The 14,162-nt window shown below is 75.7% G+C and carries 14 protein-coding genes; 9 read left to right on the forward strand and 5 right to left on the reverse strand.

What is annotated here, in order from left to right; translation table 11 throughout:
- Positions 1-178: 178 nt before the first annotated feature.
- Positions 179-1,576, reverse strand: coding sequence for a phenylacetate--CoA ligase family protein (locus ACI79L_RS19275; RefSeq protein WP_456938326.1), 1,398 nt, complete (start codon positions 1,574-1,576; stop codon positions 179-181).
- A gap of 142 nt (positions 1,577-1,718) precedes the next feature.
- Positions 1,719-2,057, reverse strand: a complete 339-nt coding sequence (locus tag ACI79L_RS19280; RefSeq protein WP_456938327.1) for a hypothetical protein — start codon at positions 2,055-2,057, stop codon at positions 1,719-1,721.
- A 369-nt stretch (positions 2,058-2,426) separates the two neighbouring features.
- On the opposite strand from ACI79L_RS19280, the gene ACI79L_RS19285 reads away from it, so the two are divergent.
- The 6 genes from ACI79L_RS19285 (at position 2,427) to helR (ending at position 8,628) form a co-directional block, all read left to right on the forward strand.
- Positions 2,427-2,657 (forward strand): hypothetical protein, encoded by a 231-nt coding sequence (locus tag ACI79L_RS19285; protein WP_456938328.1) that lies wholly within the window; start codon positions 2,427-2,429, stop codon positions 2,655-2,657.
- A gap of 137 nt (positions 2,658-2,794) precedes the next feature.
- A complete protein-coding gene (locus tag ACI79L_RS19290) occupies positions 2,795-3,871 on the forward strand; it encodes an ABC transporter substrate-binding protein (protein WP_456938329.1) in 1,077 nt (358 codons plus the stop codon).
- 7 nt (positions 3,872-3,878) lie between these two features.
- The gene (locus ACI79L_RS19295; protein ID WP_456938330.1) at positions 3,879-4,709 is read left to right on the forward strand and encodes an ABC transporter ATP-binding protein; all 831 of its coding nucleotides are present in this window, start codon (positions 3,879-3,881) and stop codon (positions 4,707-4,709) included.
- The gene (locus ACI79L_RS19300; RefSeq protein WP_456938331.1) at positions 4,706-5,506 is read left to right on the forward strand and encodes an ABC transporter permease; all 801 of its coding nucleotides are present in this window, start codon (positions 4,706-4,708) and stop codon (positions 5,504-5,506) included. The genes ACI79L_RS19295 and ACI79L_RS19300 overlap by 4 nt, the downstream gene beginning before the upstream one ends.
- Complete coding sequence (locus ACI79L_RS19305) at positions 5,506-6,390, forward strand: ABC transporter permease (RefSeq protein ID WP_456938332.1); 885 nt, start codon at positions 5,506-5,508, stop codon at positions 6,388-6,390. Before ACI79L_RS19300 ends, ACI79L_RS19305 begins: the two co-directional genes overlap by 1 nt.
- 87 nt (positions 6,391-6,477) lie before the next feature.
- Positions 6,478-8,628, forward strand: a complete 2,151-nt coding sequence (helR, locus tag ACI79L_RS19310) for an RNA polymerase recycling motor ATPase HelR (RefSeq protein WP_456938333.1) — start codon at positions 6,478-6,480, stop codon at positions 8,626-8,628.
- A gap of 39 nt (positions 8,629-8,667) precedes the next feature.
- Here the strand turns inward: helR and ACI79L_RS19315 are convergent, their stop codons facing one another.
- Together ACI79L_RS19315 and ACI79L_RS19320 are read right to left on the reverse strand one after the other, a co-directional pair.
- The gene (locus ACI79L_RS19315) at positions 8,668-9,708 is read right to left on the reverse strand and encodes an NAD(P)-dependent alcohol dehydrogenase (protein WP_456938334.1); all 1,041 of its coding nucleotides are present in this window, start codon (positions 9,706-9,708) and stop codon (positions 8,668-8,670) included.
- 98 nt (positions 9,709-9,806) lie between these two features.
- Positions 9,807-10,829, reverse strand: a complete 1,023-nt coding sequence (locus tag ACI79L_RS19320) for a zinc-dependent alcohol dehydrogenase family protein (protein ID WP_456938335.1) — start codon at positions 10,827-10,829, stop codon at positions 9,807-9,809.
- A gap of 130 nt (positions 10,830-10,959) precedes the next feature.
- On the opposite strand from ACI79L_RS19320, the gene ACI79L_RS19325 reads away from it, so the two are divergent.
- From ACI79L_RS19325 to ACI79L_RS19335, 3 genes are read left to right on the forward strand one after another with little or no spacing between them, the layout of a single operon-like run.
- Positions 10,960-11,847: a helix-turn-helix transcriptional regulator gene (locus ACI79L_RS19325; protein ID WP_456938336.1), complete on the forward strand. Its 888-nt coding sequence runs from the start codon at positions 10,960-10,962 to the stop codon at positions 11,845-11,847.
- 48 nt (positions 11,848-11,895) lie between these two features.
- Positions 11,896-12,750, forward strand: a complete 855-nt coding sequence (locus ACI79L_RS19330) for an SDR family oxidoreductase (RefSeq protein WP_456938337.1) — start codon at positions 11,896-11,898, stop codon at positions 12,748-12,750.
- Positions 12,751-12,792: 42 nt separating this feature from the next.
- A complete protein-coding gene (locus ACI79L_RS19335) occupies positions 12,793-13,245 on the forward strand; it encodes a TspO/MBR family protein (RefSeq protein WP_456938338.1) in 453 nt (150 codons plus the stop codon).
- A gap of 6 nt (positions 13,246-13,251) precedes the next feature.
- On the opposite strand, the gene ACI79L_RS19340 is transcribed toward ACI79L_RS19335, so the two are convergent.
- A complete protein-coding gene (locus ACI79L_RS19340) occupies positions 13,252-14,151 on the reverse strand; it encodes a LysR family transcriptional regulator (RefSeq protein ID WP_456938339.1) in 900 nt (299 codons plus the stop codon).
- Between the last annotated feature and the right edge of the window lie 11 nt (positions 14,152-14,162).

A 14,162-nucleotide genomic window follows, 5' to 3' on the forward strand; every position in this document is an offset into this window, starting at 1 on the left:
CCTCCTCCCCGGATACCCCCCTGGGGTACCCGGTACAAGAGATACCCCCCGCCCGTACTTTCCGCAACCAGGTCGTCGGTGCCCGGCACCGGCCACCTGCGTCCACGGCACGGGCGCCCGGCCGACGCCGCGGCCCACGGCGTCACCACGAGGCCCGATCCCTCGGACTGCCGGTTCCTCAACCGGACGGCGGCCCCGTGTCCACCCGATGGGCGGACCGCGCGACGACCAGGGGCCGCTTGCCGGCCGCACCGACCGGGATGGTGTCGACGACCTGGACCCGCACTGCTGTCGCGGTCGCGCCGGCGGCGGCCACCGCACCGACGACGTCGGCCTGGAGCCGGGTGGGGTCGACACCGGCGCCGGGAGCGGCGAGCAGCACGGTCAGCCCGCCGTCCTCGTCCTGACGGACCTGCCATCCGGCCGCGTCGAGGAGGTCGAACACCTGGTGGAACGCAACCGGGTGCACCGCCACCGTGCCGCCGCCGGCGGCGGGCAGGGTGAGCACGTCGTCGGTGCGGCCGTCGACGCCACTCACCAGCCGGAACGGCAGCCCACACGGGCAGACGGCGGTCGACAGCCGCACCCGGTCGGTGAGCTCGAACCGGATCAACGGCAGCGTGCGGGAGGACAGCACGGTGACCAGCAGCCGGGACCCGGCGACTCCGGCCGCCACCGGGGCGTAGTCGTCATCGACAGGCTCGGCGACGACCAGGTCCTCGAACAGGTGCAGGCCGGCGTGGTGCCCGCACTCGGCGGCGATGCCGCCGGTCTCGGTCGCCGCGTACACGTCGAACGGTGCCACGCCCCAGGCCCGGGTCGCCAGTTCCCGCGCGGCGGGCGTGAGCACCTCGGAGGCCGAGTTCACCGCCCGCGGCGCGATGGTCAGCCGGCCGGCGAGTTGCTCCTCGGCCAGTACCCGGACCATCGAGGCGTAGCCGACGAGCACCTCCGGCTGCAGCTGGTTGAGCCGGGCGACGATCCCGGGCAGGGGGTCGGCCGCGTCGAGCCGGGTGCTGTCGACCAACGGGCTGCGGATGCTGGCAGCGACCCGGGACGACTGGTGCCAGGTCGTGGTGGAGCTGACCACGGCCATCCGGGTGCGGTGCCGGAGCCGGGCACGGACCCCGGCCCACTCGCCGGCCCGTGCATAGGAGGCGATCACCGCTGTCCACTCGTCGATGTCGGTGGGGATCACGCTGCGTCGACCGGAGCTCCCCGACGTCGCCGCCACCCAGTACCGGCCGGCGAACAGCTGCCCGTCCCCGCGGCCGTCGGCCTGGTCCGCCTCGAGGTAGGCCTGCAGATCGGCCAGCCGCAGGCTCCGGTCGGTGACCACCTCGTCGAAGGCGTCCATCAGGGCCGCCTTGCTCACGGGAGGCAGCGCGGTCAGCGGCGCATCCTCCAGTCCACGGTGCAACCGACGGTAGAACGGCGAGCCGTCCATCGCGTGCGCGCGCAGCACTCCCAGGGCGCGCGCCTGGTGTGCGGCCACCTGCACCGGCGTCCACCGCTCCCGGGCACGCAGCCGGCGCCGGAGCCAGAGCACCCGCGCCACCAGCGCCGTCGACGTCATCGCACCACGCTCCCCGCCGGGCCGGCCGTGGCCCCGATCAGACACCCGGTGACGGTGCTGCGGGCCCCGTCTCGCCCTGGTGCACCGCCACACCGTCGGCGCGGACCGCGTCGGCGGGCCGGGCCGTCCCGGCGCGGGCCGCTCAGGGACTTGGCGACGGCGTGGAGGTCGCCGGCCGGAGGTGGGCCACCAGGTCGCCCCTGCTGCGCACGCCGGTCTCGGCGAACACCGACTTGAGGTGGTCCTGCACGTCCGCCTCGGCCAGCCGTGGTCCGTACTCCGCCGGGATCCGGTCCTCGCCGCTGACCACGGTGCTGACCACCAGCTCCTCCGTGTCGATGGCGACCCAGCAGGTCAGATCGGCCCCGACCACGGCACCGATCCGGCGGATCCCGGTGGCCTCGAGGTCACCGACGCCGAGCCCGGCGGCGGCCAGTGCCGCGATCTCCCGGCGGACGCGGTCGGCCCGCTCCCGCCACACGCTCGAGCATGTCGCCGCGGCCGGGCGCCGGACATCCCCAGGATCCTGGGATGTCGCCGGTGCCCGACTGGTCCCCAGCGTCGATCCATGACACAGCTGGTGCAGTACACCCCGGTCGGTGAGGGCGCCGAGCTCCGTGCACCGGACGCCGCCCTCACCGTGACGATCGACGCGGAGCACACCGACGCGGCCTACGAGGTCTTCGAGGTCGACGCGCCGCGGGGTCCGGCCGCCCCGCTCCACCGGACCGGCCGGCCGGCCCAAGGCCTACCACGTCCTGCACGGCCGGATGGTCGTCCAGGTCGACGACGAGGCGTACGACCTGGGGCCGGGTGCATCCGGGACGCGGCCCGCGCACGAAGACCGTCCGTGAGCACGATGCCGGCGGACCCGCGGTGGGTCCTGCAGCCGTTGACCGACGCGGGCCTCGCGAGCGACCAGATCAGCGACCTCGTCTTCCGCCTCGCCTTCGACACCGTCGTCGACCCCGGCCGGCTCACCCCCGCGCACCTGGGCTCCCTGGTCGCCGACCAGCCGGTGCACGTCCGCCGGGCGTGGCTGGAGGTGCTGGACCGGATGACGACGGAGTCCGTCGGCTGACGGGAGCGGCGTGGGGTTCCTCACGGGGCGTGGGACCGGCGGTAACCCGGCGGTGACACGACGCGCCTCGGGCGGAAACGAACGTCGGCGAGGGTCGGGCGCCGCTGACCGCGCAGCCGACCCGAGCGAGGACCCCGATGACCTCCCTGTCCCCCACCCGCTCCCCCCTCCGGCGGGCCGCCGCAGCGGCCTCCGCCGTGGGCCTGGCCCTCGCCCTGGGCGCCTGCGGCGGGTCCGACGACCCCGGCGGACCGCAGGGCTCCGGCGAGGACGGCTTCGGCGAGCTGTCCGTCCAGCTGTCCTGGATCAAGAACGCCGAGTTCCTCGGTGAGTACGTGGCCGACACCAACGGCTACTACGACGACGCCGGCTTCTCCTCGGTCGACCTCGTCGCCGGCCCCTCCACCGGCGTCGCCGAGCTGGTGCAGGGCTCGGTCGACGTCGCGCTCAGCGACGCCGTCTCGGTCGGCACCGCCGTCGCCAACGAGGACGCCCCGGTCCGGATCATCGGGACGACGTACCAGAAGAACCCGTTCACGATCCTGTCGCTGGCCGACGGCGGGGACATCGCGACGCCGCAGGACATGGTCGGCAAGCGGATCGGCGTCCAGGACTCCAACACGAGCCTCTTCCAGGCGCTGCTGGCCGCCAACGGCATCGACCCGGGCGAGGTCACGGTCGTGCCGGTGCAGTACGACCCCTCGGTCCTGGTCAACGGCGAGGTCGACGGCTTCGTCGCCTACCTGACCAACGAGTCGATCACCGTGGCGAGCCAGGGCCTGGCCGTCACCAACCTGCCCTTCGCCGACAACGGGCTGCCCTTCGTCGCCGAGACGTTCACCGCCACGGAGCAGGCGATCACCGAGGACCGCGAGAGGCTCAAGGCGTTCCTCGTCGCCGAGATCCGGGGCTGGACCGACGTCCTGGCCGACCCCGAGGCCGCCGTCGACGTCTGCCTGGAGAGCTACGGCGCCGACCTCGGCCTGGTCCGCGAGAACGAGGTGCAGTCGGCGCACACCGCCAACGACGAGCTGATCACCACCGAGGACACCGAGGCCAACGGCCTGTTCACGATCACCGAGGAGCTCCAGCAGGAGACCGTCGAGTCGCTGGCCGGCGCCGGCGTCGAGATCGAGGCCGACGAGCTGTTCGACCTGTCCCTGCTCGACGAGGTCTACGAGGAGAACCCGGAGCTGAAGGACTACCGGCCCTGATGCACCGGTGACCGAGACGACCACGACGCCCGGTGCCCGGGGCGCCACCGCCCCGGGCACCGGCGTGCAGATCACCGGCCTGTCCAAGACCTTCGCGATGGGCCGCCGCCGGGTCGAGGCCCTGTCCGCGGTGGACCTGCACACCGACCGCGGCACCTTCCTCTCCCTGCTCGGGCCCTCGGGCTGCGGCAAGTCCACGATCCTGCGGGTGCTGGCCGGGCTGGAGCAGCCGACCGGCGGCTCCATCCGGGTGGACGGCAGGAGCCCGCAGGAGCTGCGCCGCGGGCACGAGCTCGGCATCGCCTTCCAGGACGCCGCGCTGCTGCCCTGGCGCAGCGTGCTGTCCAACATCCGGCTGCCCTTCGAGGTGGCCGGGGTGCGGGTCGACGACGCGTACGTGCGCGAGCTCGTCGCGCTCGTCGGGCTCGAGGGCTTCGAGAGAGCGAAGCCCGCGCAGCTGTCCGGCGGCATGCGCCAGCGCGTGTCGATCGCGCGGGCGCTGGTCCTCAGGCCGTCGGTGCTGCTGCTCGACGAGCCGTTCGGCGCCCTGGACGACATGACCCGCCAGCGGCTCAACCTCGAGCTGCTGCGGATCTGGACCGAGAAGCCGGCGACCACGCTGATGGTCACCCACGGCATCACCGAGGCGGTGTTCCTCTCCGACCAGGTGGCGGTCATGAGCCCGCGGCCCGGCCGCGTGCGGGAGGTCATCGACGTCGACCTCCCCCGCCCGCGGACGCCGGAGATGCAGCGGACGCCGGAGTTCCACGCCTACGTCGACCGGGCGTCGGAGCTGCTGTTCGGCACCGGCGCGGGGACGGACGGGGACGGCGGGTGAGCGGCGTCCGGCTGCCGTCCTGGGCGGTCGGCGCGCTCGGGTCGGCGCTGGTCGTCGCGCTGTGGTGGCTGGCCGCCGTCACGGTGCTGTCCGACGTCGGCGCCGGCTCGGTCGACGCGATCCCCACCCCGCCCGAGGTGGTGGCCCAGTGGGCCGCCGACGGCTGGTCGTTCTACGGCCGCAACCTCGGGGTGACGCTCGAGGAGGGCACCCAGGGCTTCCTGTGGGGCAACGGGCTGGCGCTGCTGCTGGCCGCCGTCGTCCTGGTGGTGCCGCGGACCGAGGGTGTCGTCACGCAGCTGGCCACCGTCACCTACTGCGTGCCGATCGTCGCCGTCGGCCCGCTGGTGCTGATCGTCGCCGGCGCCCCGGAGGTCGGCGAGGCCTCCGGGACGGCGGTGTTCCTCGCGGCGCTGAGCTGCTTCTTCACCACCGTCGTCGGCACGCTGCTCGGCCTGCGCGCCGCCGACCGGGCCGCGCTCGACGTGGTCGCGGTGTACGGCGGCGGGGCGCTCACCCAGCTGCGCAAGGTCCGGCTGGTCGCCGCGCTGCCGGGCGTCCTCACCGCGCTGCAGATCGCGGTGCCGGCCTGCTTCCTCGGCGCGGTCCTCGGCGAGTACCTCGGCAAGGTCGACGTCGGCATCGGGCCGGCCATGACCGCCGCGCAGCAGGGGCTGAACGCGGCGCGGGTGTGGGGCATCGCGCTGGCCTCCGGCGCGGTGGCGGTCGTCGGCTTCGGCCTGCTCGGGCTCGTCGCCCGGTTCGTGACCCCGTGGTCGAGAGGACGGCAGGCCTGATGGCGCAGACGCTCGACCGGCCGCGGCCGGCGACCGCACCGTCCGCCGCCGCGGCCCGCCGCCGGGAGGTCCGGCGGCAGGCCACCCGGACGGTGCTGCGCGCGCTGGGGCGCTCGCTGCTCACCTCCCTGGGGACGCTGGTCGTCGTCGGGGTGCTGTGGGTCGGCGTGATCGAGCTGTCCGGCATCTCGTCCTACGTCGCCAAGGGCCCGCTCGACGTGTGGGCGTACCTGGTCACCGACGACGACGCCGGCGAGCACCGGGCGCTGCTGCTCGACCGGCTGGGCACGAGCCTGGGGCACGCCCTGGTCGGCTTCGTCGCCGGCCTGGTGGTGGCGCTGCTCGGCGCGACGGCGTTCCGGCTGTCGCGGGGCGTGGAGCACGCGCTCATGCCGATCGCGATGCTGCTGCGCTCGGTGCCGCTGGTCGCGATGACGCCGCTGATCATCCTGGTGTTCGGGCGCGACGTCGCCACGGTCGCGGTGGTCGCCGGGATCGTCGTGCTGTTCCCGGCGCTGGTGACGATCGCGTTCGGGCTGCGGTCGGCGTCCCCACAGGTGCTCGACGTCGTGCACGTCTACGGCGGCGGCCCGCTGACCGCGCTGCGGAAGGTGGCGCTGCCCGCGTCGCTGCCGGCGTTGTTCGCCGCCGTCCGCGTCTCCGTGCCCGGCGCGCTCACCGGGGCGCTGCTGGTCGAGTGGCTGGCCACCGGCGACGGCATCGGCTCGGCGATCCAGACCGCGTACGCGCAGGTGCAGTTCTCGCTGGTCTGGTCGGCGGTCGTGGTGGTGACCGCGGTGTCGCTGGTGCTCTACACGCTCGTGCAGATCGTCGAGACGATCGTGCTGGCCCGGATGGGGACGACGCCCCGCGAGGGCACCTGAGACGGGGCTTCCGCTCCTCCCACCTCAACGTATAACCCGCCCCGGGGCTTGCGGCAAGACCCGGGGCGGGGCCCACACTCGCCCGCCGTGAGCCCCCTCAGCACCGCCGTCTTCGCCCTCCCCGACGACCTCGCGGCCAAGGCCGACCCGGCGCTGGTCGCGGACGACGTCGCGCACTTCACCACCGTCGCGGCGAGCCTCGAGCGGACCGTCGCCGAGCTGACCGACCGCCTCGACGCCGAGCGCCGGTCCCCCGGCGGGCACGGCCAGGCGGCGCTGGACCGGGACCTGGAGGTGCACCGGCTCACCGCGCGGCTGCGGACCCTGCGCCGCTTCGGCCTGGACCTGTGCCTCGGGCGCATGGTGCCCGCGGACGGCGGCGAGCCGGTCTACGTCGGGCGGCTCGGCCTCACCGACGGCGCGGGCCGCCGGCTGCTGGTCGACTGGCGCTCGCCGGCCGCCGAGCCGTTCTTCGGCGCCACCCACGCCGACCCGATGGGGCTGGCCAGCCGCCGCCGGTACCGCTGGACCCGCGGCCGGATCACCGACTACTGGGACGAGGTGTTCACCCCCGAGGGGCTCCGGGGGCACGCCGCGCTCGACGACCAGTCCGCGTTCATCGCCAGCCTCGGCAGCGACCGGTCGGACCGGATGCGGGACGTGCTCGGCACCATCCAGGCCGACCAGGACGCGATCATCCGCGCGGGCTCCCGCGGCGCGCTCGTCGTCGACGGCGGCCCGGGGACGGGCAAGACGGTCGTCGCGCTGCACCGCACCGCGTACCTCCTCTACTCCGACCCGCGCCTCGGGCACCACCGGGGCGGGGTGCTGTTCGTCGGCCCGCACGAGCCCTACCTGGCCTACGTCTCCGACGTCCTGCCCAGCCTCGGCGAGGAGGGCGTGCGCACCTGCACGCTGCGGGACCTGGTGCCCGAGGGCGCGACGGCCGGGGCCGAGGCCGACCCGCGCGTGGCCGGGCTCAAGGCGTCCGCGCGGATGGCCGAGGCCGTCGAGGCGGCGGTGCGCTTCCACGAGGAGCCGCCCCGCCGGGGGACGACGGTCACGACGCCCTGGGCCGACGTGCGGTTGGGCCCCGACGACTGGGCCGAGGCGTTCGAGGCGCCCGACCCCGGCACCCCGCACAACGAGGCGCGCGGGCAGGCGTGGGAGGCGCTGGTCTCCATCGTGGTCGACGCGCACGACGGCGAGGACGCCGAGCCGGAGGAGGTGCGGCGGGCGGTGCGGCGCGACGGCGAGCTGCGCGCGGCGTTCGACCGCGCGTGGCCGCTGCTGGAGGCCGCCGACGTCGTCGGGGACCTGTGGTCGGTGCCGGCCTACCTGCGCCGGTGCGCCCCCTGGCTCGGCGCCGACGACGTCCGGGCGCTGCAGCGCGCGGACCGCCGGGCGTGGACGGTGTCGGACCTGCCGCTGCTCGACGCGGCGCGCCTGCGGATCGGCGACCCGGAGGTGGAGCGGCGGCGGCGCCGGCACGACGCCGTCGTCGCGGCCGAGCGCGAGCGGATGGCCGGCGTCATCGACGAGCTCGTCGCGGCCGACGACTCCGAGCTGCTGCTGATGACCACGCTGCGCCACCAGGACCTGCGCGACGCCCTGGTCGACGAGGCCGCGCTCCCCCAGGCCGACCCGGACGTGCTCGCCGGCCCGTTCGCGCACGTCGTCGTCGACGAGGCGCAGGAGCTGACCGACGCCGAGTGGCAGGTGCTGCTGCGCCGCTGCCCGTCCCGCAGCCTCACCGTCGTCGGGGACCGCGCGCAGGCCCGGCACGGCTTTCCGGAGTCGTGGGAGGAGCGGCTGGAGCGGGTCGGCCTCGCCGACGTCCGGGTGTCCTCGCTGACGGTCAACTACCGCACGCCCGAGGAGGTCATGGCCGAGGCCGCGCCGGTCATCCGGGCCGCGATCCCCGACGCCAACGTGCCGACGTCGATCCGCAGCACCGGCGTCCCCGTCACGCACGGCTCCACCGCGGACCTGCGGGCGGTCGTGGACGGCTGGCTGGCCGCGCACGCGGAGGGCACCGCCTGCGTCATCGGCGCCCCGGCGTTCCCGGCGATGCCGCGTGTCCGGTCCCTGACGCCGGTGCTGGCGAAGGGGCTGGAGTTCGACCTGGTCGTCCTCGTCGACCCCGGCCGGTTCGGCGGGGGCATCGAGGGGGCGGTCGACCGGTACGTCGCGATGACCCGGGCGACCCGGCGGCTCGTCGTCCTCACGAGCCGCTGACGGCGGCGCGGGCCCCGGGGACGGGGCCCGCGCCGGCGGTCAGCGGAGGGTGGCGGTGTCGATGACGAACCGGTAGCGCACGTCGGAGGCGAGCACCCGCTCGTAGGCGTCGTTGACCCGGTCGGCGGGGATGACCTCGACCTCGGCGCCGATCCCGTGCGCGCCGCAGAAGTCGAGCATCTCCTGGGTCTCGGCGATGCCGCCGATCATCGAGCCGGCGTACGTACGCCGGCCGCCGATCAGCGACATGGCGTGCAGGCTCAGCGGCTCGGCGGGCGCCCCGACGTTCACCAGCGCGCCGTCCACGGCCAGCAGCGACAGGTACGCGTCGACGTCGATCGGCGCGCTGACGGTGTTGACGACCAGGTCGAACCGGCCGGCCAGCTGCGTGAACGTGTCCGGGTCGCTGGTGGCGGCGTAGTGGGTGGCGCCGAGCCGGAGGCCGTCCTCCTGCTTCTTCAGCGACTGGGACAGCACCGTGACCTCGGCGCCCATCGCGGCGGCGAGCTTGACGGCCATGTGGCCCAGCCCGCCGAGCCCGACCACGGCGACCCGCCGGCCCGGCCCGGCGCCCCAGCGGCGCAGCGGCGACCACGTGGTGATGCCGGCGCACAGCAGCGGCGCGGCGGCCGCCGGGTCGATGCCGTCGGGCACCCGCAGGACGAAGCCGGCGTCCACGACGACGTGGGTGGAGTAGCCGCCCTGGGTGGTGGTGCCGTCGCGGTCGGTGCCGGCGTAGGTGGCGACCATGCCGGCCAGGCAGTACTGCTCGTCGCCGTTGCGGCAGTTGGCGCACTCGCCGCAGGAGTCCACCATGCAGCCGACGCCGACGAGGTCGCCGACCCGGTGCCGGGTGACGTCGGCGCCGACCTCGGCGACGACGCCGACGATCTCGTGGCCGGGGACGACGGGGAACGGCTGCGGCCCCCAGTCGCCGTTGACGGTGTGGATGTCGGAGTGGCAGATGCCGGCGTACCGGATCTCGACGAGGACGTCTCGGGGGCCGACGTCGCGGCGCTCGATCGTCGTGGGGGCCAGCGGGCGGCCCGCGGCGGGGGCGGCGTAGGCGTTGACGCGCATGCGGGTGTGCTCTCCGTTCGGGGTGGGTGGTCGCCGTCGGTCGACGGCGGGGCGGCGGCGGCGATCGAGCCGCGGGTGGTCTGCCCGGGGTCTCGCCCTCAGGGGCGCAACAGCGCCTTGATCGCGCGGCGCTCGTCCATCGCGCGGTAGCCCTCGGCGGCCTGCTCCAGCGGGAGCTCGAGGTCGAAGACCCTCCCGGGGTCGATGGCCCGGGTGCAGATCAGGTCGATCAGCTCGGGCAGGAAGCGGCGCACCGGGGCGGGGCCGCCGTGCAGGTGGACGCCGGAGAAGAACAGCTCCCGGCCGGGCAGCGAGACGTCGTGCGAGACGCCGACGTACCCGACGTGGCCACCGGCCCGGGTGGCGCGGACGGCCTGCATCATCGACTCCTGGGTGCCCACCGCCTCGATCACCGAGTGCGCGCCCAGGCCGCGGGTGAGCTCCCTGAGCTCGGTGACGCCCTCGTCGCCGCGGGTGGTGAGGACGTCGGTGGCACCGAACTCGCGGGCCAGCCGCTGCCGGTCCTCGTGCCGGCTGAAGACGACGACCCGCTCGGCGCCGAGCTGCCGGGCGGCCAGGACGCCGAGCAGGCCGACCGCGCCGTCGCCGACGACGGCCACCGTCTTCCCCGGCCCGGCCTCGGCGGCGACGGCGGCGAACCAGCCGGTGCCCAGCACGTCGGAGGCGGCGAGCAGCGACGGGACCAGGTCCTCGGACGGGGTGTCCGGGGTGGCGACGAGCGTGCCGTCGGCCAGCGGGATCCGCGCGTACTGGGCCTGCGCGCCGGTGGGGGCGCCGGGCTGCCGGTCGACGCAGTGCGTCTGGTAGCCGGCCCGGCAGATCTCGCAGGTGTTGTCGGAGGCGAAGAACGAGCCGACGACGAACTGCCCGGGCCGCACGGTGCGGACCTCGCTGCCGACCTCCTCGACGACACCGGCGTACTCGTGCCCCATCGGCGACGGGCCGTCCACCGCCTCGATGCCGCGGTAGGGCCACAGGTCCGAGCCGCACACGCAGGCGGCGGTGAGCCGGATGACGGCGTCGGTGGGCTGCTCGATCCTCGGGTCCGGGCGGTCCTCGACGCGGACGTCGCCGGGGGCGTACAGGACGGCTCCTCGCACGGTGGTGCTCCTCCTCGATCGGGGTGTGGCCTCCACGGAACCCCCTCCGCCGCACGCGCGGGGGGTCGGGTTCGTGGGGGGTACTGCCACGACCCCCCTGGCCCGGCGGGCCGCCGTACCGTCGACAGGCGTGGACAACCGCGCCGACATCCGCGACTTCCTGGTGAGCCGGCGCGCCCGGATCAGCCCGGAGCGGGCCGGCCTGCTGCCCGGCGGCGGGCGCCGGCGGGTGCCCGGGCTGCGCCGCGAGGAGGTCGCCGTTCTCGCCGGGGTGAGCACCGACTGGTACACGCGGCTGGAGAAGGGCCACATCGCCGGGGTGTCGGAGGACGTGCTGGAGGCCGTCGCCCGGGCGCTGCAGCTGACCGAGGCCGAGCGGACCCACCTGTTCAACCTGGCCCGCTCCGCCGCCCGGCCGGCCCGCGCGCCGCAGCGCCGCAGCCGGGCCGCGATCCCGCCGCAGGTGCAGTGGATGCTGGACTCGATGACGGGTTCGGCGGCCCTCGTCGCGAACGGCCGCCTCGACGTCCTCGCGACCAACGCCCTGGGCCGGGCGCTGCACTCACCGCTGTTCGACGCCCCGCGACGGCCCGCGAACTCCGCCCGGTTCCAGTTCCTCGACCCGCGGGCGCGCGACTACTACGGGGACTGGGAGCTCGCCGCCAACACCACCGTCGCGCTGCTGCGCGGGGAGGCCGGCCGCCGCCCGTTCGACGCGCAGCTGCGCGAGCTCGTCGGGGAGCTGTCCACGGTCAGCGAGGAGTTCCGGGTCCGCTGGGCGGCGCACGACGTCCGCATCCACCACGACGGCGCCAAGCAGTTCCGCCACCCCGTCGTCGGCACGCTCGACCTCGGCTACCACACGTTCGACCTGCCGGCCGAGGACTCCGCGGACCTGCGCATGACCGTCTACACCGCCGAGCCCGGCACCCCGTCCGAGGACGCCCTCAAGGTCCTCGCCAGCTGGGCCGCGACCGCGGGCCAGGAGCAGCCCGGCCCGGCAGCCGACCGCGTCTGAGCCGCGGGTGTCGTCCGGTCGGCCGGCCGGACTGCCGATGCGGTCGCCGTGGACAACGAGCAGCGCACCGTCCTGGTCACCGGGTGCTCCTCCGGGCTCGGCCTCGAGACCGCCGTCGAGCTGGCCCGCCGCGGCCGGCACGTCGTCGCCTCGATGCGCGACCCGGGCCGGCGGGCCGCGCTCGACGCCCGCACCCGGGACGCGGGGCTGGAGCCGCTCGACGTCGTCCAGCTGGACGTGACCGACGCGGAGTCCTCCCGGCGGGCGGTGGCGGAGACCCTCGCGCTCACCGGCGGCCGGCTCGACGCGCTGGTGAACAACGCCGGCACCGCGAGCGGGGGCGCGTTCGAGGACACCGACGAGGACGAGTGGCGCCGGGTCCTCGACACCAACCTGCTCGGCGCCCTCCGGCTCACCCAGCTGGTGCTGCCGGTGATGCGGCGGCAGCGGGCCGGGCGGCTGGTCCTCGTCTCCAGCGACTCCGCCCGCTACGGCAACCCCGGGCTGTCGCTGTACTGCGCGTCGAAGTGGGCGCTCGAGGGCTGGGCGGAGTCGCTGGCCTACGAGGTCGAGCCGTTCGGCGTCCGGGTGGTGCTGGTCGAGCCGGGCAACTACGACACCGCGATCTGGGCGACGACGCCGCGCATCACCCCGCCCGGCAGCCCCTACCGCGGCCTGCTGCAGACCGTCGAGCGGTTCGTCGAGGAGGAGCACCTCCCCCGCTCGCGCGACCCCCGCGAGGTGGCGCACGCCGTCGCCCGGGCGCTCGACTCCGGCCGCCCGCGGTTCCGGGTGACCGTCGGGCCGGACGCGAAGCTGGCCGCGGTGCTGGACAAGGTGCCGTACCGGGTGGCGGCCGCCGCCGTCCGCCGGGTCACCGGCCTGCACCGCTGGAAGCCCTGAACTCCGCGGGCGGGCCCGCCGCCGACGGCGCAGGCTGACCCCGTGCGACGCCCCCTGCTGACCTCCTCGGCCGCCGTCGGGCTGACCGCCCTGGTCGGCTCCGCCGGGACCGACGTCGGCTCGTCCTGGTACCGCGGGCTCGACAGGCCCCGCTGGCAGCCGCCCGGCCCGGTGTTCGGGATCGCGTGGACGGCGCTGTACGCGCTGCTGGCCCTCGCCGGCGGGCGCCTCCTGGAGCGGGGAGAGCCGGCGGACGCCCGGGCCCTCGCCGGCAACCTCGTGCTCAACGCGGGCTGGACGTGGACCTTCTTCCGCGCGCACCGGCCGCCGCTGGCGGCGGCGGAGGCGGCGCTGCTGGCGGCGTCGACGGCCGACCTCACGCGGCGCACCGGCCGGGTGGACCGTGCCGCGGGCCGGGCACTGCTCCCCTACGCGGCCTGGACGGCGTTCGCGACGGTGCTCAGCGCCGAGATCGCCCGCCGGAACCGGCGCTGACCGGCCTCACCCGCCCGCGGCCTCCGCGGCGACGTCCACGAGCGCGTCGAGCACCCGGCGCACGACCAGCCGCTCGGCGGTGTCCGGCCGCAGCAGCGCGTCGACCTGCCGGCCGGCCCGCACCCCCACCAGCGGCAGCAGCCGCACGCCCGGGTGGCCGCCGCCGGTGAACCGCGGCAGCAGCGAGATCCCGTGCCCGGCGGCCACCAGCGCCTCGACGACGGAGAAGTCGTTGATCCGGTGCGTGATCCGCGGCGCGGCGCCCGACCCCGCCGCGACGGCGGCCAGCACCGTGGCGACCGGGAAGCCCTCGCGGACGGCGATCCAGTCCTCGTCCACCAGGTCCCCGGGGCGCACCTGCGACCGGCCGGCCAGCGGGTGGTCACGGGGCACGGCGACGTCGAGCGGCTCGCGCAGCAGCGGGACGACGCGCAGCCCGGGGACGGGCCACTGGGCGCCGTCGGGCCGGTGGGCGACGACGACGTCGACCCGGTCGGTGAGCGCGGGGAACTCGTCGAGCGCGACGTCCTCGTCCGAGCACTCGACGGTGATCCCGCCGAGCGCGCGCACCCGGGTGAGCAGCGGCGGCAGCAGCAGCTGGGCGCCGCTCTGGAACGCCGACACCCGCACGGTGCCCTCGGGGCGCTCGAGGAAGGCGGCGCAGGCGGCCCGGGCCCGCTCGACGGCGACCGCGACGTCGACCGCCGCCTCGGCCAGCGCCTCCCCCGCCGCGGTCAGCCGCAGCCCGCGCCCGACCCGCTCGGTGAGCGACACCCCGGCCTCCCGCGAGAGGACGGCCAGCTGCTGCGACACCGCCGACGGCGTGAGGTGCAGGACGGCGGCCGCGGCGGTGACCCCGCCCTGCGTCCGCACCGCGCGGAGGGTCTCCAGCGCGCGGACGTCCATGCAGCGACGCT

It is taken from the genome of Geodermatophilus sp. SYSU D00684, assembly GCF_054050455.1.

What these genes read in the sequence shown, in the direction of transcription:
- ACI79L_RS19305 (WP_456938332.1), top strand. Translation starts at nt 5,506, where the DNA reads ATGGCGCAGACGCTCGACCGGCCGCGGCCGGCGACCGCACCGTCCGCC.
- ACI79L_RS19275 (WP_456938326.1), bottom strand. Translation starts at nt 1,576, where the DNA reads ATGACGTCGACGGCGCTGGTGGCGCGGGTGCTCTGGCTCCGGCGCCGG.
- ACI79L_RS19340 (WP_456938339.1), bottom strand. Translation starts at nt 14,151, where the DNA reads ATGGACGTCCGCGCGCTGGAGACCCTCCGCGCGGTGCGGACGCAGGGC.
- ACI79L_RS19315 (WP_456938334.1), bottom strand. Translation starts at nt 9,708, where the DNA reads ATGCGCGTCAACGCCTACGCCGCCCCCGCCGCGGGCCGCCCGCTGGCC.
- ACI79L_RS19290 (WP_456938329.1), top strand. Translation starts at nt 2,795, where the DNA reads ATGACCTCCCTGTCCCCCACCCGCTCCCCCCTCCGGCGGGCCGCCGCA.